Source organism: Arthrobacter sp. MYb229 (assembly GCF_002975405.1).
In the GTDB taxonomy this organism is placed as follows: domain Bacteria; phylum Actinomycetota; class Actinomycetes; order Actinomycetales; family Micrococcaceae; genus Glutamicibacter.
In genome coordinates, this window is record NZ_PCPS01000001.1 from 147530 (window position 1) to 172159 (window position 24630).

Consider the following 24630-nt stretch of genomic DNA (forward strand, 5'->3'; position numbering starts at 1 on the left):
GTCTAGAGCCTCTCTGAGCAACGGTGGGTAGTTAAAAGCTTATCGCCGTCGAAAATAATTCCGACGGCGATCAGCGAAGAAATGGTGGCGGTTAGCCTTTGAACAGGACAACCTTGCCTAGCGAGGTCCAGCCCAAGGAAGCGTAGAGCTGCTGGCCGTCAACGGAGGCGATGAGCAGGCCCTCGTCCACATCGTGCTCTTGGGCCAGTGAGGCAAGCGCGCGCATGATCAAAGTTCCAAGACCCTGACGGCGGAAATCTGTACCGGTAATGATGCGGTCGAAGATCGCGAATCCGGCGACTGCCGAGACGTGGCCGGAAGCGGCTACGATCTCCTGATTGTCTTCTGGATGCAGCGAAACATAGGCATGGGTGCCGTCGCGTTCGATCTGGAAGACGAAGCCATCTGCGGGCAAAGGTACTTCGACGTCGTGCACGGCTAATTCGGTGACCATGAGGACTTCATCGTCTGCGGACACCTGAAGGCCAACCTCGCTGGCGGTACGCAGCAGTCCCTCGATTGAGTCATCGAATGCGGTGAGACGGCGCTTTGGATGCTTTTTAAGCGTCTCGGCGACCGCTGCGAGCTCTTCCTTGGAAGGCTCATAAATAACGTATTCCCAGTCCCCGGTCGTATCGTGACGGAGGGCCGCGTGGACTCGCCCCTCATGGCGGGTCTCGTATCCACGGACGCCTGCCCAGCCGTCTACCCAGGTACCAATCAGTTCATCGCTTGCGTTTGATGCCATGTTTTGACCCTACCCTGTCTCACCTAGGAATTAGCTGACGTTGAGCTAATCGTTGCTTACTTGAAACTATAGTCAATGCTGATACCCGGACAATGGTCGGGACCGAGAATGTGACTTTGCTCTTTTGCGCGGCGATTTGTGCCGAAAAGCTACTACCCTTATATGGTGGCCATTCATCGCATCGTTTTGTATTACGCATTTACTCCGCTTCCCGACCCGGAAGCCGTCCGCTTGTGGCAGCGTTCGCTGCTGGAACGCTGGGGCTTGCGCGGTCGAATTATCATCTCCAAGGACGGCATCAACGGGACCGTTGGCGGCGAGATTTCTGCCGTCAAGAAATACGTGAAGGCTACCCGCGAGTTCCCTCCATTCACAAAGATGGATATTAAGTGGTCCGAGGGCTCGGCCGAAGACTTCCCGCGTATATCCGTCAAGGTCCGTGACGAAATTGTCACGTTCGGCGCCCCGGGCGAGATCGAGATCGACGAGAACGGTGTGGTCGGCGGCGGGGTCCACCTGCGTCCCGAGCAGCTCCACGAACTGGTCGAAACGAAGGAGAAGGTTGGGGAGAAGATTCACTTCTTCGATGGCCGAAACGCGTTCGAAGCCCAGATCGGCAAGTTCAAGGACGCGATCGTTCCAGCGGTGGAAACCACCCGCGAGTTCATGGATGAACTCGATTCGGGAAAGTACGACCACCTGAAAGATCAGCCGATCGTCACCTACTGCACCGGCGGCATTCGCTGCGAGGTGCTCTCCGCGCTGATGGTCAAGCGCGGTTTCCAAGAGGTTTACCAGATGCAGGGCGGAATCGTCCGCTACGGCGAACAGTACGGTGACAAGGGCCTGTGGGAAGGTTCCCTGTATGTCTTCGACAAGCGCATGCACACCGAATTCTCCGAGGATGCGGTGACCATCGGCGAATGCGTCGGTTGCCAGGGGCCCACGAACAAGTTCGAGAATTGCGCGAACCCGACATGCCGCAACCTGCGTCTCTTCTGTGAAGACTGCGCCAAGGATGAAGAATTGCGCCGGTGCCCAGACTGCACCGAAGTATCGATCGAAGCCTAGGCAAGAACCAGCGCGCCGCATGATCTAGAGATCATGCGGCGCGCTGGCATTTAATCGGCGCTTAGGAACTTGGCCACAGGTCGAGTGACGCATCGATTACTTCGGTTTCCTCGGCCGTGGTGTCATAAACGCTGAAGCCTCGTGCTTGGTAGTTCGGGATGGCCGCTTCCCCATCCAACGAGCAGGTGTGCAGCCACACCCGGCCCACCGGCGGGAGATCTTCGAAGCGCGTGTGCAGATCCCAAGCCCGACGATTGGCTTCGCTGAGCAACAGACCACCGAGACCCTGCCCGATGGCTTCGGGGAATAGCCCGAAGTAGTAGATCTCTACCTCGCTCTGGGCCTCGGTCACCTCGGTCACCAGTTCCGCGTACCCCTTCGGCACCCCATCCTGGTAGAGCACATAGGTTTCAGAGCCCGCACGGCGCAGCGTCGCATCCCATTGTTCACGGCTGGAAGTCAGCCGATCTGCCCAGTTCAATTTGCTCCCCACGCTTTGATAGAGGAAGCGGGAAAACTCGGCCGAGATCTGTTGGGCGCGTTCGATCCTCGCATGCTGCGGAAGTTTTCTGGCACTCGGGCGCATTTCGGCACTCGAAAGCTGCTGCAAATAGGTGATGGTCACGACTGGCATACCGAACATCCTAAGGCGGTTGGGCAGTTGTTGCGCAGTCTTGTAACACCCGCGGACTCGTTAGACTTGGAACTGTGAATGCCGCTGAATTTTCTGCCATTGAAGATGCCCCTAGTAGTTACGACCTCGCGTTGCTGGACAAGCTCCATGCCGACTTGACAACAATGAAGTTTGGCTTTGATGCCATCACCGAGCTATTAGGTGATGATGCGGTGGCTGCTTATGGTCGGGATCAGATCCACCCGGCGCTTCGAGTTCTGAACAAGCAGCCCGAAGCCGGTTCCCTGGCGTGCGCCGTTCGGCTGTTCCAGTTGGGACAGGCGGAATCAGTCGCGGCGATCGCCGCGGCATTCCCCACGGTGCGTGCCGACGGGCTGCTCAAGCTCGGGTTGATTGAGCCATGGGCCTCGGGGTACCGGGCTAAGGTGGCGTTGGCGGTGCATGGCTCGGATGTAGATGGTGAATTGTGGGTGGCTCACGACCTGGGTTCGCACCAGCGTCCCGGGGTTCTGCGCACGGACCACGTTTTAGGCATTGGCCATGCTTCGCGCACGCTTGCGCAGGTCACCGTCCGTCCGGACGCTGAACGGGCCCTCGATCTCGGCACGGGATGCGGAATACAGCTATTCCATTTGCTCTCGCACTCCAAGCACGTGACCGCCACGGACCTTTCGGACCGCGCACTGGCGTTCACCCGGTTTAACCTGGTGCTCAACCACCGAGCTTTGAAGCTGGACCCGCAGCGGCTAGAAGAGCGGGTTACGCTATTGCAGGGCAGCCTGTTCGAACCGGTGGCCGGCCAGAAATTCGACTTGATCGCCAGCAATCCGCCATTCGTGATCACACCGCGCAATAAGTCCGAGCGTGAGCAAGACCGCTTCACCTACCGTGATGGTGGCATGGCCGGCGATTCCTTGGTGAGCACGCTGATTGCCCAGGCCCCCGAGCATCTGAACCCCGGTGCACATATGCAGATGCTGTCGAATTGGGAGATACCTCGCCTAGATGAGGAATCCAATGAACCATGGGCGCGGCGGGTCTCCGATTGGTTTGCCGATGACTTGGACGTCTGGGTGATTGAACGTGAACAGGCCACTCCGAGCGTTTATGCCGAAACCTGGTTGCGCGATGCGTCGCAAAGCGAGGACAGCGCCGCCTACGCGGCCGCCTATGACGCCTACCTCGACGACTTCGAATCCCGCCAGGTCGGTGCGGTCGGTTTCGGCATGGTGTATTTCCGCCGGCCCGCGCAACCGGAGGTAACCTTCCGTCTCTTCGAACAGATACCGCACCAGGTGGAACAGCCGCTGGCTCCTGCCTTGGAGCGAGACATTCTGATGGCAGATGCATTGCGCGAAGCCGGAGAAGAATGGAAGCAGTGGCACCTGCTAGTCGCAGAAGATGTCACCGAGGAACGTCATCAGCGCCCCGGTGCCGAACATCCAGGAGTGATCCTCTTGCGCCAGGGCGTGGGGATCCGCCGAACCGAAATTTTGGACTCGGCGCAGGCCGGATTCCTGTCGGCCTGCGATGGTGAATTATCGGTCGCGCAGTTGGTTGTAGCCCTTGATTCACTGATCGGTGAGGGCGAGGAGAATTTCACTGAAAGGCTTTATGAAGCTATTGCTCGCCTTCTGCGGCATGGAATGCTTCGTAAAATCTGAAACAAAGGCTAAACTTTTTCGTTATGACACGGAACACAGTCGAGGAAGACGGCGCGCAGCGCGCCGACGCGGAAGATCAACCCCCACAAGTGGTCTCGATCACCGACCCGCAGGCGATCCGCGCGCTGGCCCATGATGCTCGGCTGATCGTGCTCGACGAGCTTTTCGCATCGCAAACCACGCGCACCGCAACGGAGCTGGCATCGATGTGCTCATTGACGCCCAGCGCCATGAGCTATCACTTGCGCGCACTGGAGAAATACGGGTACGTGGCGCGCGCGGCCAGCGAAGGCGACGCGCGAGAACGCCGGTGGCGCGCCGCGGGCGAAAGGCTGGAGCTAAACACCCAGATCGATTCGACGAACGCGAAAACGGCCTACCTCAACGTGCAGTTGAACGCGTTCCGCACAAGGCTGAATGCCGAAGTGGAGCGGCGCGAGGCGGAAGCCAAGTCGGGAATCGAGCCGGATGCCGACCGCCCACCCTTGCTGACCAGTGGTTTAGTGTTTCTTCCCGAAGCGAAGCAAAAGGAGTTTAATCGGCGATTATTGGACCTCGTTTACGAGTATGAGGCAATGGCCACGGCCGAAGAACGCAACATCGACTCAAAGCGTATGTTCTACTTAATCTCACTACTACCCGAGTACCAGCACCCGGGTGGAGGTGCGAGCTAGAGAAAAGTTGTGCAGTTCTTCGGTGTAAGATCATCGGGAATTGCGACTGATTCTGGTCGCAAGGAATGGTGCTGCGATTGCCGCCCGAGCGTTACCTCGCTGGGAAGCGTTCGGAACCGCGTTGTATAAAAGGAGAGCTGTGCCCGCAAAGGCCAAGGAAAAGACCGGCAAGAAACTCGTTATCGTGGAGTCTCCTGCCAAGGTAAAGTCAATCGCCAAATATCTGGGCGAGGGCTTCGACGTGGACGCCTCGGTGGGCCACATCCGCGATCTTCCCCAGCCCTCCGAGCTTCCCACCGAGCTCAAGAAAACTTCCGTGGGCAAATTTGCGGTCGACATCGATAACGACTTCGAACCCTATTACATGGTGTACCCGGATAAGAAGAAGCGCGTTTCGGAGCTGAAGGCCAAGCTCAAAGATGCCGACGAACTCTACCTCGCAACAGATGCGGACCGCGAAGGCGAAGCCATCGCGTGGCACCTGCTCCAGGTGCTTAAGCCCAAGGTCCCGGTACGCCGTCTTGCCTTCACCGAAATCACCAAGGAAGGTATCGAGCGCGCCCTGGGCTCGATGCGTGAGCTGGATACCGATCTGGTCGATGCGCAGGAAACCCGCCGCGTCCTGGATCGCCTCTACGGTTACGAGATCTCTCCGGTTCTGTGGCGCAAGATTGCCCGCGGGCTCTCCGCCGGCCGTGTCCAGTCGGTCGCCACCCGGCTGGTGGTTGAGCGTGAACGTGAGCGCATGGCTTTCGTCTCCGCCGGGTACTGGGATGTCAAGGGAAGCTTCGCCACCACCGTTGGGGAAACCTTCGCCGCCAAGCTCTCCTCGGTGGACGGCAAGCGCGTCGCCTCAGGCCGCGACTACGATGACCGCGGCCAGCTGAAGACCACCCGCAACCCGGTCGCGGAGCTGAACCAGGAAGCCGCCGAATCATTGGTCAGCAATTTGGCCAACAGCGACTTTGCCGTCACCTCCGTGGAGGACAAGCCCTACACCCGACGTCCGGCAGCGCCCTTCACCACTTCGACCTTGCAGCAGGAAGCCAGCCGTAAGCTACGCTGGAGCTCGAAGCTGACCATGCAGATCGCGCAGCGTCTGTACGAAAACGGTTACATCACCTACATGCGTACCGACTCGGTATTCCTGTCGAATGAGGCCGTCCGCGCCGCCCGCACCCAAGCCACCGAACTTTATGGCTCGGATTCGATTCCCAAGAGCCCTCGCATGTACAAGGGCAAGTCCGACTCCGCTCAAGAAGCCCACGAAGCAGTTCGTCCGGCCGGTGACATGTTCCGCCGCCCAAAGGACGTCCGCTCCCAGCTCTCCAAGGATGAATTCACCCTGTACGAGCTGATCTGGAAGCGCACCGTCGCCTCGCAGATGGCAGATGCCAAGGGATTCACCGCCACCATCAAGCTCGCGGGCACCGCTAGCGATCAGCGCGTTGCCGAATTCTCTGCCTCCGGTACCGTCATCACCTTCCGCGGTTTCCTCTCGGCCTACGAAGAAGGCAAGGACTCCGAGAGCGACGCGGCAGATAAGCCGGAGAACGCCGAGGCACGCCTGCCTCAGCTCGCCGTGGGACAGGGGCTGACCGGGGATGAGCTGACCGCACTGGGCCACGAAACCACCCCGCCGGCGCGCTATACCGAAGCGTCCATCGTCGCCGAGCTGGAAAAGCGCGAGATTGGCCGTCCCTCGACCTACGCGCCGACCATCTCCACCATCATGGATCGCGGCTACGTGACCAAGCGCGGCGGCGCCCTGGTGCCAAGCTGGATCGCGTTCTCGGTAATCCGCCTGCTCGAAGAGCACTTCGCCAAGTATGTGGACTACGACTTCACCGCACGCTTGGAAGACGACCTGGACGAAATCGCACAGGGCAACCGTGCGCGCTCCGACTGGTTGAACATGTTCTACTTCGGCGGCAAGGGCGAAACCAGCCCGGAGGGCCTGAAGCACGTGGTGGACAACCTCGGCGACATCGACGCTCGGGCGATCAACTCCATCAAGATCACCGATGACATCACCTTGCGCGTGGGCAAGTTCGGCCCATACCTGGAACGCGCCATCCCGGAAGGCGCCGAAGAAGGCACCGACCCGCAGCGCGCGAATGTGCCCGAGGAACTGGCTCCGGACGAGCTGACCGCGGCGAAGGCCGAGGAACTGTTCGCCACCGCCCAGGTCTCCGAACGCGAGCTGGGCATCGAAGAGGCTACCGGCCGCAAGATCGTGGCCAAGGACGGCCGTTACGGCGCCTACGTCACCGAGATCATCCCGGAGCTCACGGAAGAGGAAATCGCCGCGCAGCCGGTGGAATACTACAAGAACGGCAAGCCAAAGCCGCCGAAGAAGCCGGTCAAGGTCAAGCCACGCACCGCGTCGCTGTTCAAGACCATGACCGTGGAAACCGTCACCCTGGATGAGGCTCTGCAGCTGATGAGCCTGCCCCGGGTGCTCGGTGCCGACGCCGAGGGCGAAGAGATCACCGTGCAGAACGGCCGCTTCGGTCCGTATCTGAAAAAGGGCAGCGATTCGCGTTCCATCGACAGCGAAGAGCAGATCTTCACCATCACCCTCGACGAGGCGCTGGCAATCTACGCACAGCCCAAGCAGCGTGGCCGCCGCGCCGCGGTGCCGCCACTGGCCGAGTTCGGGGTGGACCCGACGAGCGAGAAGAACATCGTGGTCAAGGATGGTCGCTTCGGCCCATACATTACCGACGGCGTCACCAACATCACCGTGCCGCGCACAACCTCCTTGGAGGAGCTGACGCGTGAGCAAGCCATTGAGCTGCTGGCGGATAAGCGCGCCCGTGGCCCGGTGAAGCGCACGGCAGCGAAAAAGGCTCCCGCGAAGAAGCCCGCAGCCAAGAAGGCCCCGGCCAAGAAGGCGACCACGGCGAAGAAAACCACCGCCAAGAAGAGCGAGAAGTAGACTTCGTCTCTGAGTTGAGGAGCGCACCATGAGACTTGGCGTTTTGGATATTGGTTCGAATACCGTCCACCTATTATTGGTGGACGCCTACCCAGGCGCCCGACCGGTCTCTTATGCCTCGCATAAACGACCGTTGTCGCTGGTGCGCTACCTCAACGAGTATGGCGCCATCACCGAAGAGGGGCAGCAAGAACTCATCGCCTTCATCAAGGAGGCAGCCGAGTTCGCCAAAAGCCATCGGGTCGAAGACTTCATGGGATTTTGCACCTCTGCCATTCGGGAATCCTCCAATGGCGTAGCTGTGCTCGAACGGGTGAGCCGGGAAACCGGTGTGAGCCTGATGGAGCTTTCCGGCGAAGAAGAAGCCGGAATGACCTTCTACTCGGTGCGCCGCTGGTTCGGCTGGTCGTCCGAATCGATCCTCAACCTGGATATGGGCGGTGGTTCGCTCGAACTTGCGGTGGGCACCGACGAATTCCCCCAGGTCGCCTTCTCCGTGCCGCTGGGCGCCGGCAGGCTGACCCGCGAATGGCTGCCCAACGATTTGCCTTCGATCAAGGAAGTCCGGGAGCTGCGCAACTACGTGCGTGATGTGCTCACCGACCCGACCACCGAACTGCGCCAATACGGCAAGCCCACGCTGGCCACGGCCACCTCGAAAACCTTTCGGTCGCTGTCGCGGATCACCGGATCCGCCCCCAGCGGGGAGGGGCCATACGTCAAACGCGTGCTGCACCGCGATTCGCTGAAACTCTGGACCAACCGGCTGACCGCGATGAGCTGGGACGAACGCGCCGAACTGCCGGGCGTCTCGGAAATCCGCGCCCCGCAGCTGCTCGCCGGTGCGATCGTTGCTCATGAGGCGATGAGCGCATTAAAACTCAAAAGTGTCCGCATCTGCCCTTGGGCGTTACGCGAAGGTCTCATGCTGCGACGTTTTGATCACGTGATGTTTGACTCTTCGACACCGCTCAGTAGTAGCGTGGGGGTAGGAGAGGTTGCATTGGGCTCGTTGAAGACCTTAAGTCTCGGCGAACCTACGGCCTAGCGCTTCACTGGAAAAGGCGCCGCTATGCAGCGGCGCGACGAGGAGGGGTCGGATATGGAAGACCAGCAGCGTGTACCTCGGGTACCGGTGACACTATCCAGTGCCTCGGTCTATCCGCTGACCGTACATGACGCCTTCGCGATAGCCAAGGACGTGGGCTACGACGGGCTTGAGGTGTTGGTGACCGGCAACCAGGCCAGTCAGTCAGCCACCGCGCTGATGGCCCTGATGGACAAATACCAATTGCCTATTATGGCGATACACGCGCCAACCCTGCTGCTTACCCAGCAGGTCTGGGGTTCGGCGTGGGCAAAAATCGAGCGGTCGGTGATCCTGGCGAAAGCGGTAGGAGCCAGCGTGGTTGTTGCGCACCCGCCGTTTCGTTGGCAGGGGAACTATGCCGAAGGATTCGTCGAGGGCGTACGCCGGCTGACCGACTCCACGGGCATGAAAATCGCGGTTGAAAACATGTACCCGTGGCGCAGCCGCGGACGTGAATCCTCCAAGATGTATCTGCCGCATTGGAACCCGGTCCCCGAGGACTATCGCCATGTCACTTGGGACTTTTCCCATGCGGCCATTGCAACTATGAACTCTCGCCAAGCGTTTGAGGACCTGGGGGACAGGTTGACCCACGTCCACCTGTGTGATGGGTTGGATAACGGCAAGGATGAGCATTTGGTGCCCGGATTGGGTACGCAGCCGGTCGTTGAATCGCTGAATTTCTTGCGCGATTCCCAGTGGGATGGCGTGGTCGCGGTGGAAGTATCAACGCGCAAGGCCAAACAGGCGGGGCAAAAAGAAGAATGGCTGGGCCAGACGCTCGAATTTGCACGCCAGCATCTGTCAATTAATCAAGACTCTGAACGGGTGACAAAATAACTGTATGAGCGAAGCTACGAATAATCTCCGACTCGCATTTTTGGGCACGGGCTCAATGAACGGAGCGATCCTGCGCGGTATCTTGGGCGCCGGACATGACCCGAAGAAAATTACCGCAACCCTGCGCAGCGACAACCGTGCCGCGCAACTGCGCGAACTGGGCATCAACGTGCTGATCGGCGACGAAGATCCCGAAGCGAATTCGAAGGCCGCCGCCGAAGCGGACATCGTTTTCCTCGGGGTGAAGCCGGTAGGGATTACCGCGCTCTGCGCCGAGATTTCCGAAGCCTTGCCTGCGCAGACCGTGGTGGTCTCGGTGGCCGCGGCGATTACCCTCGCCACCATGCAGGGGCAGCTGCGCGACGGACAGCCGGTGATCCGTTCCATGCCGAACACGCCGCTGATGGTTGGTTCCGGAGTCGTCGGCTTGAGCGCAGGCCAGGCGGTGAGCGAGACGCAAATCAACCTTGTCGCCGAGCTCTTTGCCGGTTCCGGGGAGGTCCACGTGATCGACGAGTCGCAGCAAAACGCGCTCGGGGCGATCTCGGGCTCCGGCCCGGCCTATGGCTTCTACCTGGCCGAAGCGATGACCAACGCCGGTATCGCCATGGGGCTCGACGAGAAGCTCGCCATGGATCTGGCCCGTGCCACCGTGGCCGGAGCCGGCAAGATGCTCGCTGACCCGCAGGCCAACCCGGCAGATATGCGTCGTGCGGTTACGAGCCCCAAGGGCACCACCGAGCAAGCGATTCTGACCTTCGATGCGCAGGGGATTCCAGCGATTATCGAAGCCGGGGCCAAGGCCGCCGCCGCGCGTGCCGCGCAGCTCAGCGCAGAACTCGGCTAATCCAGCGATTAAAAGTTCTATGGCGCCGGCACCCCGAACTGGGGGACCGGCGCCATAGCCGTCTTAACGCCCGTTTAGGGGCGGGCGGCGAAGCGTTCGAGCAGGTCCACGTGCCCGGAGACGATCAATATGTCACGCCTCGTGACCATCGTGTCCGGCACCGCGTAGGTGAAGTCCTCGCCCGGGGTTTTCACCCCGACGATGGTGATCCCGTATTTGGAACGCACCTGCGATTCGGCCAGGGTGAAGCCCTGGGTTTCCTTTGGCGGGTACATCTTCACAATCGCGAAGCCATCATCGAACTCGATGAAGTCCAGCATGCGTCCACCGACCAGGTGGGCCGCGCGAACCCCGGCATCGGCCTCCGGATAAATCACATGGTTCGCGCCGATGCGGGTGAGGATCTTGCCGTGGGAAGGCGTAATCGCCTTCACCCAGAGGTGCTCGATCCCCAGATCCACCAGATTCACGGTAATCAGCACCGAGGACTCGATCGAGGTGCCCACCCCGACCACCGCGGAGCTGAACTCCTGGGCGCCCAGCTGGCGCAGCGCATCGATATTGGTGGCGTCGGCCGCCACCACATGGGTCAGCGTGCTGGCCCACTGCTGGACCAATTCCGGGCTGCGTTCGATGGCGAGCACCTCGCGGCCCTGCTTGACCAGGGTTTCGGCCACCGAGGCGCCGAAGCGTCCCAGTCCGATGACGAGCACCGGTGCGTTGTGCTCCATACTTTTCTCAGCCAATGATCGGCCTTTCTTCGGGGAGGCTATACAGCGTATCGCGATGACGCATGGTCAAGGCGCTGGCCAAGGTGATGCTTCCGATACGTCCGGCGAACATCAGGGCGCTCAGTACGTATTTACCTGCGGGAGGCATCTCTGCGGAGACTCCCATGCTCAGTCCTACGGTACCGAATGCGGAGATCGATTCGAACAATGCGCGGGAGAAACCGACCTCCTGGTCGATGGCCAGCAGCAAGCCGGTGGACACCATCACCAAGGTGGCGCCGAGGGCGACCACCGACACCGCCACGCGCATGGTGCCTTCCGGGATGCGCCGGCCGAAAGCCTTCGCATCGCGCTCGCCGCGCACCTCGGCCATGATCGCCAGGAACATCACGGCGATCGTGGTGACCTTGATGCCGCCGGCCGTGGAGGCCGAACCGCCGCCGGCGAACATCAGCGCATCGGTGATGAGCACCGATACCTGGCTCATGTCGTTTTGGTCCACGAGGTTGAATCCGCCAGAACGGGTCATCACCGAGGCGAATAAGCCATGGACGAGCTTGTCGCCGGAATCCATGGTCCCAATGGTGCGCGGGTTGTTCCATTCGACCACGAGCCACAGCAGGGCGCCGGCGACCAGCAGGATCAGGGTCACCATCAGGGTGAGCTTGGTGTGCAGATTCCATTTCTTCGCATTGAACCGGTGGACGAGCAGCACCATGATCACGGGGAAGCCCAGGGAACCCAGGAACACCCCGAACATCAGCGGGCCGAGGATCCACAGGTCCGTTCCGTAGGGCACCAGCCCGTCGGAGTGCGGGGTGAAGCCGGCGTTGTTGAAGGAGGAGACCGCGTAGAACACGCCGTGCCAGATGGCCGAAGGCAGGTTTTCGCCGAGCACCGCGAAGCGCGGGACCAGAAGCAGCGCAATCAACGCCTGCAGGCTGACCGCGGTCAGGATCACGATGCGCAGCAGCGAGCCGACCTCGCCCAGGGCGGAGGCCCCGGTGGTGTTCATGGAATTCTGCGCCATCAGCTTGCCGCGCACGCCGAGCTTGCGCGAGACCGCCAGGGAGAGGATCGAGGCCAGGGTCAGGATTCCCAGCCCGCCCATGAAGGCGCCGATGATCATGATCAGCTGCCCGGCGAAGGACCAGTGGACCGCGGTGGAGACCGTGGTCAGGCCGGTGACGCAGACCGCCGAGACGGCGGTGAACAGCGCGTCGTGCAATGCGGTCGCTTCCCCGGAAGCCGAGGAGAACGGGGCTGCCAGCAGGGAAGTGAAAATCGCGATGGCCACGAGGAAGGCGCCTAGGGCCAAGCGGGCGGGGGAGCGGACCGTGAAGTCGGCGATCCGCACGCGCAACGCCAACCACTGTTTGCGCCGCTTTTCGCGTAATTCAGCTACCCGCGCCTTGTCGCGCGGTTCGCTCTGGGTGCTCATCGCCTTAATTCGCCATTTCGTTGGGACGGAGGGTTCTCCTTGTAATTTACGCGTTCGCAACCAATTGCGCTCGTCTTAGCCCCGCGAAACACGTGCAAAATGTCCCGGACGGCCATAAATGGGTTACAAGGATCACAATCGGGTAGCCTACAAAGGTGTTAGAACCTCGACATGCGCCGCAACCCACCCTGGTGCTCTGGGATGAAAAGTACTTGAAGTACAAGTTCAGCGACTACCATCCGATGCACCCCGCCCGGCTTGAGCTGACCCATCGGCTCAGCAAGCAGCTTGAAGTTTATGATGCTCCGACGGTGAGCATCTCGGCCCCCGAGGTCGCCAGCGACGCCGTGCTGCGGACCGTTCACGACCAGGGCTACCTGGACCAGGTGAAGCAGGTCAGCGCCGACCCCACGCTGATCGCGGTCGACTTTGGTTTGGGAACCGAAGACGACCCGGTCTTCGCCGGGATGTATGAGGCGGCCGCGCGCATCGTGGGCGGTTCGGTGATCGCCGCGGAGGCGATCATGGATGAATCAACCGTGCGCGCGGTGAACTTCGCCGGCGGGATGCATCATGCCAAGCGCAACAAGGCCAGCGGCTTCTGCATCTTCAACGACGCCGCCGCAGCCATTCACCGCATGCTGGAGCGTGGTGCGAAACGTGTTTGCTATATCGACGTCGATGCCCACCACGGTGACGGCACCGAATCGATCTTCTGGGACGATGACCGGGTCTTGACGATTTCCATCCATGAGTCGGGGCTTTCGCTCTTTCCCGGCACCGGGTTCGCCAACGAGACCGGAGGCCCGCAGGCCGAGGGCAGCGCGGTGAATATCGCCTTGCCCGCGATGACCGGGGACGCCGCGTGGATGCGCGCCTTCCACGCGGTGGTTCCGCAGCTGGTGCGCGCCTTCAATCCGGAGGTCATCGTGTCCCAGCACGGCTGCGATGCCCATCGCGATGACGACATGACCAATCTGAAGCTATCGGTGGACGCCCAGCGCCAGGTGGCTCTGGATATCTCCCAGCTGGCGGACGAGGTTTGCCAGGGCCGCTGGCTGGCTACCGGAGGCGGCGGCTACAACGTCACCGCCGTCGTGCCGCGCACGTGGACCCACCTGACGGCGATCGCCGCCGGCAAGCCCATTGCCTTGCGTACCTACGTTCCGGAGGGCTTCCGGCGCCATGTGCTGGAAACCTACGGCCGGGCGGTGCCCTATCTGATGGGGGATGACGCCCAATTGTGGTGGCGGAACTGGGAGGTCGGTTATGATCCGGCCGATCCGGTGGACCGTACGATTATCGCCACGCGTAAGGAAGTTTTCCCGCTCTATGGGCTGGACCCGTGGTTTGACTAAGGCGTTCGCTTTCCTGTGATCAATCTCGACCCTCAACAGGGGCAAAAAATTCGTTCCTGTAAGGCCATCTGCCGATAGGGTAATGTCTGTGGCTATTGACGACGTATTTTCTGCATTGGCAGAACCAACCCGACGCAAGATCATCGAGGCGTTAAAGATCGAGCCGATGGCGGTTGGTGCCTTGGTGGTTCAGTTGGAGATTTCTCAACCGACCGTCTCCAAGCACCTGAAGGTTCTGCGTGAAGCGGACCTGGTCAGCATGACAGCCCAAGGCCAACGCCGCATCTACAGTGTGCAGTGCGAAGCGATCGACACCCTGGTGTCCTGGTGCGTAGAGTTTTTGCCGGCCGAGGAGCCGGCGGCGGAGCTGATGCCGGTGGATCTGGACCTGATTCAAGATCCGCAGGACGCCAACGCACTTCCAGCCGCAGCTCATCAGCTCGGACGCAGTGTAGGGCGGGGGCTCGAACAAGTCACGGGACGAGCGCAAGAAATATTGGAGCGCTTCCCACGCTTCGGCCGTCGACGTTAGCTATCTGACCTGACTAAAAGCGGATTCGGGCATTGCGGTCGGTGATATTTAAGTTACGCAGGCGAGCGCTGTATGTAACAAAGAATTTTCATTGAGAATGTCAGGCATGGCATTCTCTTGCGTGGGGCAGAGTTGCCGGGCCGGTGGGCTTTTGCGCGCCCCTGAGGCCTGCCCCAAGTGATGAGGAGAAAAACTTGGACAAGCAACTAGCGAGTATTCGCGACGAAGTCTTCCGCCGTAATCCCGGTGAGGCAGAATTCCACCAGGCCGTGACCGAAGTCTTCGAGAGCCTCGAAGCGGTGTCACAGAAGCACCCAGAGTATGCAGAGGCTGCTATTCTTCAGCGCCTGTGCGAGCCAGAGCGCCAGATCATTTTCCGCGTGCCTTGGGTAGATGACCAGGGTCGTGTGCAGATCAACCGCGGTTTCCGTGTCGAGTTCAACTCCGCGCTGGGCCCATACAAGGGCGGACTGCGTTTCCATCCTTCGGTTTATCTGGGCATCGTCAAGTTCCTTGGCTTCGAACAGATCTTCAAGAACTCCCTGACCGGCATGCCAATTGGTGGTGGCAAGGGCGGCTCGGACTTTGACCCGCGCGGGAAGACCGACGGCGAGGTGATGCGCTTCTGCCAGTCGTTCATGACCGAGCTCTACCGTCATATCGGCGAATACACCGACGTTCCAGCCGGTGACATTGGTGTCGGTGGCCGTGAGATCGGCTACCTCTTCGGCCAGTACAAGCGAATCACCAATCGCTACGAGTCTGGCGTGCTGACCGGCAAGGGGCTGAGCTGGGGCGGCTCATTGGTACGCCCGGAAGCCACCGGCTACGGCGCGGTGATCTTTACCGAAGAGATGCTCAAGACCCGCGGGATGAGCTTCGACGGCCAGCGCGTGGTCGTTTCGGGGTCCGGAAACGTGGCGCTGCATGCCATCGAGAAGGCTCAGGATCTGGGCGCGAAGGTGATTACCGCCTCGGATTCCAGCGGATTCATCGTCGACGAAAATGGCATCGATCTTGATCTGCTGCGCCAGATCAAGGAAGTCGAGCGCGGACGTATCAGCGAATACGCCGAGCGCCGGGGGAGCAAGAAGGTTTCCTACGTGGCCGACGGAAACGTCTGGGACGTGCAGGGCGCGGTAGCCCTGCCGTGTGCCACGCAGAACGAACTTGGAGCAGCCTCGGCGAAGAAGATGGTTGCCGCGGGAACTATCGCCGTGGCCGAAGGCGCCAATATGCCAACCACCGCCGAGGCGACCTCGGTATTCCAGGATGCTGGCATCCTCTTCGGCCCGGGCAAGGCCGCCAACGCCGGTGGCGTGGCTACTTCTGCGCTGGAAATGCAGCAGAACGCTAGCCGCGACTCGTGGACCTTCGAGCACACCGAGCTTCGCCTGACCGAGATCATGGTAGGCATTCACGAGCGTTGCGCAACCACCGCCGACGAATACGGGGTGCCGGGCAACTACGTTGCCGGCGCCAATATCGCCGGCTTCGTCAAGGTTGCCGACGCAATGCTGGCTCAGGGCTTGATCTAGTCCCTCGACCCTCAAGCGACCTCTTGGCCGCTGTTTCGACGCCGTTTCCGGCCTCGGAACGGCGGCCAGCAGCTTTTAAAATCTCTTTTTTGAGATCTAAATGTGGTTCAGGTGTGTTCCGTGATGCAAAAGTTACGTAAGTGCGACTAGACTGGGATCGAGCGAACGTGAATATGATTGCCGATGTTGATCCCAAGTCGTATTTGTTCACGCGAGCAATATAAACGACGAATCAGAGATCAGCGTCAGGAGAAATTCCCCTATGGCGGATAAACAGAATTTTGCAGGAGCCCGTTTCATGACGGTCGCTGAAGTGGCCGAGATGATGCGTGTTTCTAAAATGACGGTTTATCGCCTGATTCATGCAGGCGACTTGCCTGCTGTTCAATTCGGTCGCTCCTATCGCGTTCCGGAAAACGCAGTGGAAGCCTACCTGCAAGCTGCGGCGATTGACCCGCAGCGTGGAACAGGTTCCCTCGGTCGATAGCCGCGCGATGGTCAGAGCATGGCCGAAAAGCGGGTAATCTATTAAGGAACGTTTAACGTCCGGTCAACCTTGTAGCTTATGCTTGTTCTTAAGCCTACATTTTGGTTGACATATTTATTTAGTTTGTGAGGAACCACTATGGGCTCTGTTATCAAGAAGCGCCGTAAGCGTATGTCGAAGAAGAAGCACCGTAAATTGCTTCGTAAAACTCGTCACCAGCGTCGTAATAAGAAGTAAATCTGCTTCAAGCAGCATTTGCCTCTTGGCAATTATCGCCACCGTATCAAGGCTTGACCTTGACGGTGGCGATTGCTTTTTCCCCAGCTATTTCCCGCGGCGGCTTGGTAGTGAACGCTTCGCGGCCCACACCGCGCCCAGCACACCGGCCAGACGCAGGCTGATCCGCGCCGCACGCTGTCCGGTGCGGAAGTCGTAGACCTGCCATCCGCGACGCTTGGCGTAGGCCCTCAGCCGCGCGTCCGGGTTGATCGCAACAGGATGTCCCACCGCCTCTAGCAGCGGCACATCGTTGTAGGAGTCCGAGTATGCCCAGGACTTGGAAAGCTTGATTCCACGTTCCTTAGCCAGCGTACGAACGGCCTGAGCTTTTTCGGCCGCATGCAAGATCGGGGTGGCCAGCGCGCCGGTGTATTTACCATCCACATTTTCAACCACGGTCCCCAAGGCACCGGTGAGTTCCAAGCGTTCGGATATGACGTTCGCTACTTCTAGCGGGGTCGCGGTGACCAGCCAAACTTCTCGGCCCACGGCGCGATGCTGATGGGCGATGGAGACCGTGCCTTTCCATAACTTAGGCTCAATGTACTCGTCATAGATTTCCTGGCCAATCTGCGCCATCTCGGCGACCGAAATGCCCTTGGCCATCAGCAGCGCACGGTCGCGAATCTGATGGATGTCGCCCAGATGCTCGCCGCGGGCGGCAAAGCGAAGCTGCTTGAGGGCAAACCAAAGAATTTCGCGTAGCCGGAAGAAACGACGCTGATGCATCTTCCTGGCCAGCAGATATAGGGAGGCACCACGGACCATGGTGTTGTCCACGTCGAAGAAGGCGGCAACGACGTCGCGTGGCGCCGACGTGTTCTGGCTGGTGAGGTGCTCTGAAGACTGCATTTGATCCAGTTTATTTCATTGCCGACTTAGACGCTGGTTGCGGCTCGTGAGATTATGGACAGGTGAGTAAAATGCATGAGATCCAGTTACTGGTGCGCCAAGGATGCCATTTGTGCGAGGCCGCCAGGGCGACAGTCAACGACGTCACCGAACGGATGAACATGGAGTTCTCCGAAATAGACATCGACGAGCATCCCGAACTGCTGGCACGCCACCACGAAGAGGTGCCAGTACTCCTCGTTGATGGTCAGGTCCGGGACTTCTGGACCATTGATGCCAAACGGCTTGAACGCCTGTTGGGCAGCTAATGGCATGAGAGGCCCCTTGATGCATTTACCGGCCCGTTCGAAAAGCAGAGCAGCGGCGCATGGCTGAAATTGAACCGCGGGTACTGCCCGAAGCGACGCTGACGCGCCTGACCCAGTATTTGCGGGCGCTCAATGCGTTCGAAGCGCAGGGCGTGGAACGCACCAGCTCGGGTGTGCTGGCCAAGGAAGCCGGAGTGAACCCGGCAATCCTCCGCAAGGACCTCTCCTTGCTTGGTTCCTATGGAACTCGTGGCGTCGGATATGTGGTGACCGAGCTGGCCGAACACATCAACCGGACCTTGGGCCTGAACCAGGACTGGCGTGTGGCCATCCTCGGCGCCGGTAACCTCGGACGTGCGCTGAGCGGCTACGCAGGTTTTGCCAGCCGAGGTTTCCAGGTGCGCGCCATCCTCGATGCGGACGTATCCCTGGTCGGCAGCGAGGTCGGCGAATTTATCGTGGAACCGGTCGGTGAGCTCGGCGAGGTGATTGCGCGGGAGCAGATCAATATCGCGGTCCTAGCGGTTCCCGGAGTCGCGGCCCAGGGGCTGATCGACGCGCTTGCGGCGCATGGGGTGAAGTCGGTGCTCAGCTTCGCGCCACAGCCGCTGCGCATTCCGGCGGGCATGATCGTCCGCCGCGTGGACCTGTCCACCGAGCTGCAGATCCTGGCCTACCACGCGGTACAACGCTAGGCGGCAACCGGGCAGTTAAAATCTAACGGCGTAGGCCGTGGCTCAAATGAGCCACGGCCTACGCCAATTTCAGCGCTGGGTCTGAGGACCCGAAACGGTTTAGCGGTAGCCAGCCCGGCGCGCCTGGCTGCGCTGGGCGATGTACTGCGAGGAAGCCGGCAACCAGGCGAAGACCACGCCGACGACGCCAGCAATGAATCCAAGGGCATAAACCACATTGATCATCGTGGCATCAGCCGCGTTGGCGTACATGCTGAACATCGGCAGGCTGATCAGCATGCCAACGACGGAGATGGCCGCCAGGATCGTGGCGATGATCCGCATCGCGCGGACCCCTCGACCGACGAAGTAGCCGACCAAGAAGTAGGCGATGAGCGTGATGAACATGCCCACCACGGTGAAGGTGGTCATGGTGGAAGTGATCTGCGACAGGAAAGTGTCGGGGTTTTCTATCATGCGTTCGATCTCTGCATTCATCGCGGCGTCGTTGGAAGACTCCATCTGCATGCGCATCTGATCTTCGAACATCGTCCACTGCGAGCGCACCATATTGCCGAAGAGGTTGGTGCTGTTGATCAGCCAGCTGGCTGCGGCGCTGAGCACCCCGGCAAGCATGATGAAAATAAACGCCATCTGCAAGGTCTTGGGACGCTCGGCAGGCGGCTGGACCGGAGCGTAGCCACCTTGCTGCTGGAACTGCGGAAGCTGCTGCGCTGCCGGCTGACCGTAAGGGGTCGGCTGCCCACCGTAGGGATTTTCGCCGTAGGGGTTCGGGTTCGAACTCCCGGACCCGGCTAACGGGTCATATGGCTGGCCTGGCTGGTTCGGATCGTTGGTGCTCATGATCGTCCTTTGATTGCTGCTAAACGGTGAGTAACTCTAACTACTAGCCTAGTCCGTGGCGTTTGTGATGTGCCCCTCCGAAAGGATGGTTTTTTGATATGGGAATCCCATGCAGAGGCTGTGAATACTTGATCGTGGCCACAATTTTCATCTTTTAGGTTGATTGTTTGAGAGACTGTAACCATGCCAGTTTCAACCGTTCATTTGTTGCGCCATGGGGAAGTTTTCAACCCGAACCGCGTTTTGTATGGCCGGATCCCGGGGTATGGCCTTTCCGAGCTGGGTTTCCAGATGGCGGATCGAGCCGGAGAGTACTTCGCCAAGGGTCAGGCCGAAGGCGCCCGAGTAGTCCGTCTGGTTGCCTCCCCGCTGCTTCGAGCGCAGCAGACCGCACAGCCCGCGGCCCAGGCTTTGGGCCTGCCCATCATCACCGATGACCGGGTGATCGAGGCAGGCAACAGCTTTGAAGGTCTGGCACAGATCAAGTCCCACCTGAAGAATCCGCGGTACTGGCCGCTGCTGCGCAATCCGCTGAAACCCTCATGGGGCGAACCGTACGCCGCGCAGGTCGCTCGCATGCGACAGGCCATGGACGACCAGCGCCAGGCGGCGGTGGCCGAACACGGCGACGGCGCCGAGATCATTATCGTCAGCCACCAGCTGCCTATCTGGGTGACCCGGCGCGCCGGTGAAGGCAAGCCGCTCTGGCATGACCCACGCCAGCGCGAATGCACGCTGAGCTCAATAACGAGTTTTGAGTTTGACGGAGACGAACTTCGCTCCGTGAATTACACCGAACCGAGCCCAGACCTGCTGGCGGGCGCGGCGAACATCCCTGGAGCCTAAGCCAAATGAATGAATCCTCGCAGAATCCTCGCTTCCTGAATCGTCGCACCATGCTGCGCTCGATGCTGGTTGCCGCGGCGGCTGTGCCGCTGGCCGCATGCTCGGTCACCGAGGATCCGCTAGCCAAGCAGGCGCGCTCCGGAGATAACAAAAACTACATCGCCGGCGACGGCGCGGTGCAGGAATATCTGCCCGCGAAGCGCAGCGAGCCAATCGAACTGACCTCCGAGACCTATCAGGGCACGCCCATCGATCTGGCGGCCCTGCGCGGTAAGCCGGTGGTGCTGAACTTCTGGTACGCCGCGTGCGCACCGTGCCGAATCGAGGCACCGCACCTGAAAGAACTCTCCGAGGACTTTGGCGAGGACGTTCCATTCATCGGAGTCAACGTCCGCGATGAGGCCGAAGCCTCGCTGGCCTTCGAGCGCAGCTTCGAAATCCCTTATGAATCCGTGCAAGACACCGATGGCCAGATCCAATTGGCGATGACCAAATACGTACCACTGCAGGCGGTTCCCTCCACGCTGGTTCTGGACCGCGAGGGACGGGTTCGCGCCCGCGTCATAGGTGCTATCGAAAAGGGGACGTTGAAGTCCCTGATCGACACCGCGCTCACCGAAGAGTTGTGAGCCTCCCGTTGATCTCTTCGAATCCCTTCGCCGACATTGCGCTCGACGGGTCGCTGCTGCTGGCCGCCCCGGTGGCCATGCTTGCGGGACTGGTTTCCTTCCTCTCACCGTGCGTTCTGCCCTTGGTCCCGGGATATCTCGGTTATGTCACCGGGCTGACCGGCGCCGATCTGCGCGAGCACCGCCGCGGTCGGGTCCTGCTGGGCGTGCTGCTGTTTGTCCTCGGATTCTCGGTAGTCTTTATCGCGGCCGGCGTGCTGTTCAGCCAGGCCACCGCGTGGCTGAAGTTCAACGGCGCCTGGGTAACCCAGGCCTTGGGCCTGGTCGTGGTGCTTATGGGCATCGTCTTCATGGGCGGAATTTCCTGGATGCAACGGGACCGAAAAATTCATCGGAAACCACCGGCAGGGCTCTGGGGAGCGCCGGTGCTGGGGCTGACCTTCGGTTTGGGCTGGGCCCCGTGCATCGGGCCTACGCTCAGCGCGGTGCTGATCATGTCCACTGGCACCGATGCGAACGTTGCCCGCGGAACGCTGTTGACGGTGTTCTATTGCCTTGGATTGGGTTTTCCGTTCATCCTGATCGCCCTCGGATTGCAGCGCGGCATGCAGGCGCTGGCATTCTTCCGCAAGCATCAGCTGCTGATTATGCGTCTGGGTGGGGGAATGCTGATCCTGCTCGGACTGGTCATGATCTCCGGGCTCTGGGGAACCTGGGTCGCTGAATTACAAAACTGGTTTGCCAATGAAGTGAGGTTGCCGATCTAATGGCGAAAAATAAACGAACCGGCAAAGACCGAGGCGACGCACCTGCCCTGGGTTTCCTTGGTTCGCTGCGGTGGATCTGGACGCAACTGACCTCGATGCCAACCGCCCTGTTCTTGCTGCTGCTGCTCGCGGTCGCTGCGGTTCCGGGATCGATCTTCCCGCAGCGGTCGATGAACCCCGAGACGGTCAATGAGTATCTCGAGCAGAACCCGGCAACCGGCCCCTGGCTTGACCGGTTCCAGCTCTTCGATGTGTATTCCTCCGCATGGTTCTCCGCGATTTATATTCTGCTCTTCGTTTCGCTGGTGGGTTGCATCATTCCCCGGGTGAAGAAGCACGCGCAGGCACTGCGCACCCCGCCGCCACGCACTCCCGCCCGACTCGATCGGTTGCCGCAGTACACCTCACTTTCGCTGGTTGAAGATGAAGCGGATACTCCTAGCGATGATGAAGTCATCGATGATGCCTACAAGGTGCTGCGCAAGCGCGGTTACCGTGTTGAGCGTCGCTCCGATGCAACCGGTCGTTCGGTAGCGGCCGAACGCGGCTACACCCGGGAAATCGGCAATCTGACCTTCCACATCTCGCTGATCGGTGTGCTCGTTTCGGTGGCCATCGGCGGAGCCTTCGGCTACGCCGGGCAGCGCGTCATCGTGGAGGGGGAGACCTTCGTGAACTCGCTGGTTTCCTATGATTCCTTCACCCCGGGCACCAGCTTCAACCCGGAGAATCTCACCGCCTATTCGGTGAAGCTGGACAAATTCGACATCGTCTTCGACCGCGAATCGAAGACGCACTTCGGCCAGCCCCTGGATTTCACCGCGCATGTGGAGACCCGGCGTTCTGCCGATGCCGAACCGGTGAAAGAAGAGCTGAAGGTCAACCACCCGCTGCGCATCAACGGCGCCGACGTGTACTTGGTCGGCAACGGCTACGCGCCGGTGGTGACGGTCCGTGACGGCAACGGGGATGTGTCCTTCTCCGGCCCGGTGGTTTCGGTGCCGCAGGACTCGGTGTACACCTCCCTGATGGTCATCAAGGCACCGGACGCGAAACCAGAACAGCTGGGTTTCCAGGGCTTCTTGCTGCCCACCGCCTTGGTCGATGAAACCGGCTTTGGCATCTCCGGGGATCCCAACGCGATCAACCCGCAGCTTCACCTGAACTCCTTCGCCGGAAACCTGGGCCTCGACGACGGCGTGCCGCAGAACGTGTATGTGCTGGACACCGAGAACCTCACCGAGGTGAATTCACGCAATCTCGACTCCGGCGGCATAGTGCTCGAAGCCGGGCAGACCTATGACCTGCCCGATGGCAAGGGGAGCATCGCCTTCGACGACCTGAAGCGCTTCATCGCCGTGGATGTGAATTACGATCCGAGCAAAACGCCGATCCTCATCTTCGCCTTCTTGTCCCTCGCGGGGCTGGCGGTCTCGCTCTTCACTCCGCGCCGACGCGTCTGGGTGAAGCTGAAGAACGAGGACGGGCAGCGCAGCATTGAATACGCGCTGCTGGCCCGCGGCGAGGATCCGCGCCTTGAACGTGAATCCGCAGAGTTGCACAATATCTTTGACAGCAAGTGGCCAGTGGCCAGCCAGAAGCAGGACCAAGGAGAAGTAAATGCCTAACGGCTCAAACCTCGCGCCAATCAACGAAACGCTGGGCAACTACAGCCAGCTGTTCATGTTGCTTTCGGCATTCGTCTACATGGTTGCCTTCATTTTCTTCGCGCTGGACCTGGCCAAGAGCAATAAGAGCATCAGCGAAATTGATGCGGCCGCATTAAAACGCGACTCCGAGATGCTCGTTGGTGCCGGAACGACCGCGGTGGCGCAGCCGAAACGCCCGAAGCGCGGTGCGCAGCCGGCGCGCGCCGACAACGTTGGCGAAGACATCGTCAACGACAAGATGAACTACACCGAGCACTCCTCGACGCGCAATATCGCACGCATCGCGGTGGTGCTGACCTGGCTTGGCGTGGCGATGCATGGCTTCGCGGTCGTCGCCCGCGGCGTCGCGGCGCACCGCGTGCCGTGGGGCAACATGTATGAGTTCTTGTCCACCGGCGCGCTGGTGGTCACCGTGGTGTACCTGGTGGTTTTGTTCTTCAAGGACCTGCGGTTCATGGGCAGCTTCATCATCGGCCTGGTGACCCTGATGCTGTGCGGCGCGACCCTGGGCTTCCCCACTCCGTTGGGCCACCTGGTACCCGCCTTGCAGAGCCCGTGGATTGTCATCCATGTGTCCATCGCGGTATTCGCCGCGGCGCTGTTCTCCATCAGCTTCGCCATGAACGTGCTGCAGCTGATCCAGCACTCGCGGATGAGCAAGCTGGCCGCCGGCCAGCCGGACAAGCTGCCATTCATGCGCTTGGTTCCCGGAGCGGGCGCGCTGGAGAACTTCGCCTACCGGATCAATACCATTTCGTTTGTCATGTGGACCTTCACCGTGATGGCCGGCGCGATCTGGGCCGAAGCGGCCTGGGGACGCTACTGGGGCTGGGACCCGAAGGAAGTCTGGTCCTTCGTGATCTGGGTGGTCTACGCCGGCTACCTGCACGCACGTGCCACCGGTGGCTGGACCGGGCCCCGTTCGGCCTGGCTGTCGATCATCGGCTACGGCTGCGTGATCTTCAACTTCACCATCGTGAATATGTTCTTCGACGGCCTGCACTCCTACGCCGGAGTCTAGCCCACACCCGGGACCCCGGTTGCCGGGGCAGCCCCGAGGGACGGACCACTCAAAGGTCCAGCCCTCGGGGCTTTTCCATGCCCGGAAAGCTCCTTGCCGTGACCAGCCGATCCGGAAGTTGAAG

The 24630-nt window shown here is 60.5% G+C and carries 25 protein-coding genes; 19 read left to right on the forward strand and 6 right to left on the reverse strand.

The window, feature by feature from the left end:
• Positions 1-91: 91 nt before the first annotated feature.
• Positions 92-748 carry a GNAT family N-acetyltransferase gene (locus CQ019_RS00650; protein WP_096283380.1) on the reverse strand — a complete coding sequence of 219 codons (657 nt, stop codon included), beginning with the start codon at positions 746-748 and terminating at the stop codon, positions 92-94.
• 165 nt (positions 749-913) lie between these two features.
• Between CQ019_RS00650 and CQ019_RS00655 the strand changes: the two genes are divergently transcribed.
• A complete protein-coding gene (locus tag CQ019_RS00655; protein ID WP_096283550.1) occupies positions 914-1819 on the forward strand; it encodes a rhodanese-related sulfurtransferase in 906 nt (301 codons plus the stop codon).
• A gap of 61 nt (positions 1820-1880) precedes the next feature.
• Here the strand turns inward: CQ019_RS00655 and CQ019_RS00660 are convergent, their stop codons facing one another.
• On the reverse strand, positions 1881-2453 hold the full coding sequence (locus CQ019_RS00660) for a GNAT family N-acetyltransferase (protein WP_105553229.1): 573 nt from the start codon (positions 2451-2453) through the stop codon (positions 1881-1883).
• A 74-nt stretch (positions 2454-2527) separates the two neighbouring features.
• Here CQ019_RS00660 and CQ019_RS00665 point away from each other — a divergent pair, with 74 nt between their 5' ends.
• The 6 genes from CQ019_RS00665 (at position 2528) to proC (ending at position 10509) form a co-directional block, all read left to right on the forward strand.
• Positions 2528-4117 carry a methyltransferase gene (locus CQ019_RS00665; protein WP_105553228.1) on the forward strand — a complete coding sequence of 530 codons (1590 nt, stop codon included), beginning with the start codon at positions 2528-2530 and terminating at the stop codon, positions 4115-4117.
• 23 nt (positions 4118-4140) lie between these two features.
• Complete coding sequence (locus CQ019_RS00670; RefSeq protein ID WP_096283385.1) at positions 4141-4791, forward strand: helix-turn-helix transcriptional regulator; 651 nt, start codon at positions 4141-4143, stop codon at positions 4789-4791.
• 139 nt (positions 4792-4930) lie between these two features.
• Entirely contained in the window at positions 4931-7732 is a 2802-nt protein-coding gene (gene topA / locus CQ019_RS00675) for a type I DNA topoisomerase (protein ID WP_105568713.1), read from the forward strand.
• Between the two features lie 28 nt (positions 7733-7760).
• Positions 7761-8780 carry a Ppx/GppA phosphatase family protein gene (locus CQ019_RS00680; protein WP_096283389.1) on the forward strand — a complete coding sequence of 340 codons (1020 nt, stop codon included), beginning with the start codon at positions 7761-7763 and terminating at the stop codon, positions 8778-8780.
• A gap of 54 nt (positions 8781-8834) precedes the next feature.
• Positions 8835-9662: a sugar phosphate isomerase/epimerase gene (locus CQ019_RS00685; RefSeq protein WP_096283552.1), complete on the forward strand. Its 828-nt coding sequence runs from the start codon at positions 8835-8837 to the stop codon at positions 9660-9662.
• A gap of 4 nt (positions 9663-9666) precedes the next feature.
• Positions 9667-10509, forward strand: coding sequence for a pyrroline-5-carboxylate reductase (gene proC / locus CQ019_RS00690; RefSeq protein ID WP_096283391.1), 843 nt, complete (start codon positions 9667-9669; stop codon positions 10507-10509).
• Positions 10510-10583: 74 nt separating this feature from the next.
• Here the strand turns inward: proC and CQ019_RS00695 are convergent, their stop codons facing one another.
• Both CQ019_RS00695 and CQ019_RS00700 read right to left on the reverse strand, forming a co-directional pair.
• Positions 10584-11240 (reverse strand): TrkA family potassium uptake protein, encoded by a 657-nt coding sequence (locus CQ019_RS00695; RefSeq protein ID WP_096283393.1) that lies wholly within the window; start codon positions 11238-11240, stop codon positions 10584-10586.
• Between the two features lie 7 nt (positions 11241-11247).
• Positions 11248-12681, reverse strand: coding sequence for a TrkH family potassium uptake protein (locus tag CQ019_RS00700; RefSeq protein ID WP_105553226.1), 1434 nt, complete (start codon positions 12679-12681; stop codon positions 11248-11250).
• Positions 12682-12923: 242 nt separating this feature from the next.
• Here CQ019_RS00700 and CQ019_RS00705 point away from each other — a divergent pair, with 242 nt between their 5' ends.
• From CQ019_RS00705 to CQ019_RS00725, 5 genes are all read left to right on the forward strand, one after another.
• Positions 12924-14039, forward strand: coding sequence for an acetoin utilization protein AcuC (locus tag CQ019_RS00705; protein WP_105569231.1), 1116 nt, complete (start codon positions 12924-12926; stop codon positions 14037-14039).
• An 82-nt stretch (positions 14040-14121) separates the two neighbouring features.
• A complete protein-coding gene (locus CQ019_RS00710) occupies positions 14122-14571 on the forward strand; it encodes an ArsR/SmtB family transcription factor (protein ID WP_374954772.1) in 450 nt (149 codons plus the stop codon).
• 194 nt (positions 14572-14765) lie between these two features.
• Complete coding sequence (gdhA, locus tag CQ019_RS00715; RefSeq protein WP_105553225.1) at positions 14766-16109, forward strand: NADP-specific glutamate dehydrogenase; 1344 nt, start codon at positions 14766-14768, stop codon at positions 16107-16109.
• 262 nt (positions 16110-16371) lie between these two features.
• Positions 16372-16596: a helix-turn-helix domain-containing protein gene (locus tag CQ019_RS00720; protein WP_096257016.1), complete on the forward strand. Its 225-nt coding sequence runs from the start codon at positions 16372-16374 to the stop codon at positions 16594-16596.
• A gap of 138 nt (positions 16597-16734) precedes the next feature.
• Positions 16735-16833, forward strand: a complete 99-nt coding sequence (locus CQ019_RS00725) for a 30S ribosomal protein bS22 (protein ID WP_005504750.1) — start codon at positions 16735-16737, stop codon at positions 16831-16833.
• A gap of 87 nt (positions 16834-16920) precedes the next feature.
• Here CQ019_RS00725 and CQ019_RS00730 read toward each other — a convergent pair whose 3' ends face one another.
• Positions 16921-17727 carry an HAD family phosphatase gene (locus tag CQ019_RS00730; RefSeq protein ID WP_105553224.1) on the reverse strand — a complete coding sequence of 269 codons (807 nt, stop codon included), beginning with the start codon at positions 17725-17727 and terminating at the stop codon, positions 16921-16923.
• A 71-nt stretch (positions 17728-17798) separates the two neighbouring features.
• Between CQ019_RS00730 and CQ019_RS00735 the strand changes: the two genes are divergently transcribed.
• Positions 17799-18035, forward strand: coding sequence for a glutaredoxin family protein (locus CQ019_RS00735; protein ID WP_105553223.1), 237 nt, complete (start codon positions 17799-17801; stop codon positions 18033-18035).
• 23 nt (positions 18036-18058) lie between these two features.
• The gene (locus CQ019_RS00740; protein WP_374954779.1) at positions 18059-18730 is read left to right on the forward strand and encodes a redox-sensing transcriptional repressor Rex; all 672 of its coding nucleotides are present in this window, start codon (positions 18059-18061) and stop codon (positions 18728-18730) included.
• Positions 18731-18829: 99 nt separating this feature from the next.
• On the opposite strand, the gene CQ019_RS00745 is transcribed toward CQ019_RS00740, so the two are convergent.
• Positions 18830-19573, reverse strand: a complete 744-nt coding sequence (locus CQ019_RS00745; protein ID WP_105553221.1) for a DUF4199 domain-containing protein — start codon at positions 19571-19573, stop codon at positions 18830-18832.
• 183 nt (positions 19574-19756) lie between these two features.
• On the opposite strand from CQ019_RS00745, the gene CQ019_RS00750 reads away from it, so the two are divergent.
• From CQ019_RS00750 to ccsB, 5 genes are read left to right on the forward strand one after another with little or no spacing between them, the layout of a single operon-like run.
• Complete coding sequence (locus CQ019_RS00750; RefSeq protein ID WP_105568715.1) at positions 19757-20419, forward strand: histidine phosphatase family protein; 663 nt, start codon at positions 19757-19759, stop codon at positions 20417-20419.
• 5 nt (positions 20420-20424) lie between these two features.
• On the forward strand, positions 20425-21048 hold the full coding sequence (locus CQ019_RS00755) for a TlpA disulfide reductase family protein (RefSeq protein ID WP_096283410.1): 624 nt from the start codon (positions 20425-20427) through the stop codon (positions 21046-21048).
• Positions 21045-21815: a cytochrome c biogenesis CcdA family protein gene (locus CQ019_RS00760; RefSeq protein ID WP_255248329.1), complete on the forward strand. Its 771-nt coding sequence runs from the start codon at positions 21045-21047 to the stop codon at positions 21813-21815. The genes CQ019_RS00755 and CQ019_RS00760 overlap by 4 nt, the downstream gene beginning before the upstream one ends.
• The gene (locus CQ019_RS00765; RefSeq protein ID WP_096283412.1) at positions 21815-23443 is read left to right on the forward strand and encodes a cytochrome c biogenesis protein ResB; all 1629 of its coding nucleotides are present in this window, start codon (positions 21815-21817) and stop codon (positions 23441-23443) included. Before CQ019_RS00760 ends, CQ019_RS00765 begins: the two co-directional genes overlap by 1 nt.
• Positions 23436-24506 carry a c-type cytochrome biogenesis protein CcsB gene (gene ccsB / locus CQ019_RS00770; RefSeq protein WP_096283414.1) on the forward strand — a complete coding sequence of 357 codons (1071 nt, stop codon included), beginning with the start codon at positions 23436-23438 and terminating at the stop codon, positions 24504-24506. Before CQ019_RS00765 ends, ccsB begins: the two co-directional genes overlap by 8 nt.
• The last annotated feature ends 124 nt before the right edge of the window (positions 24507-24630 follow it).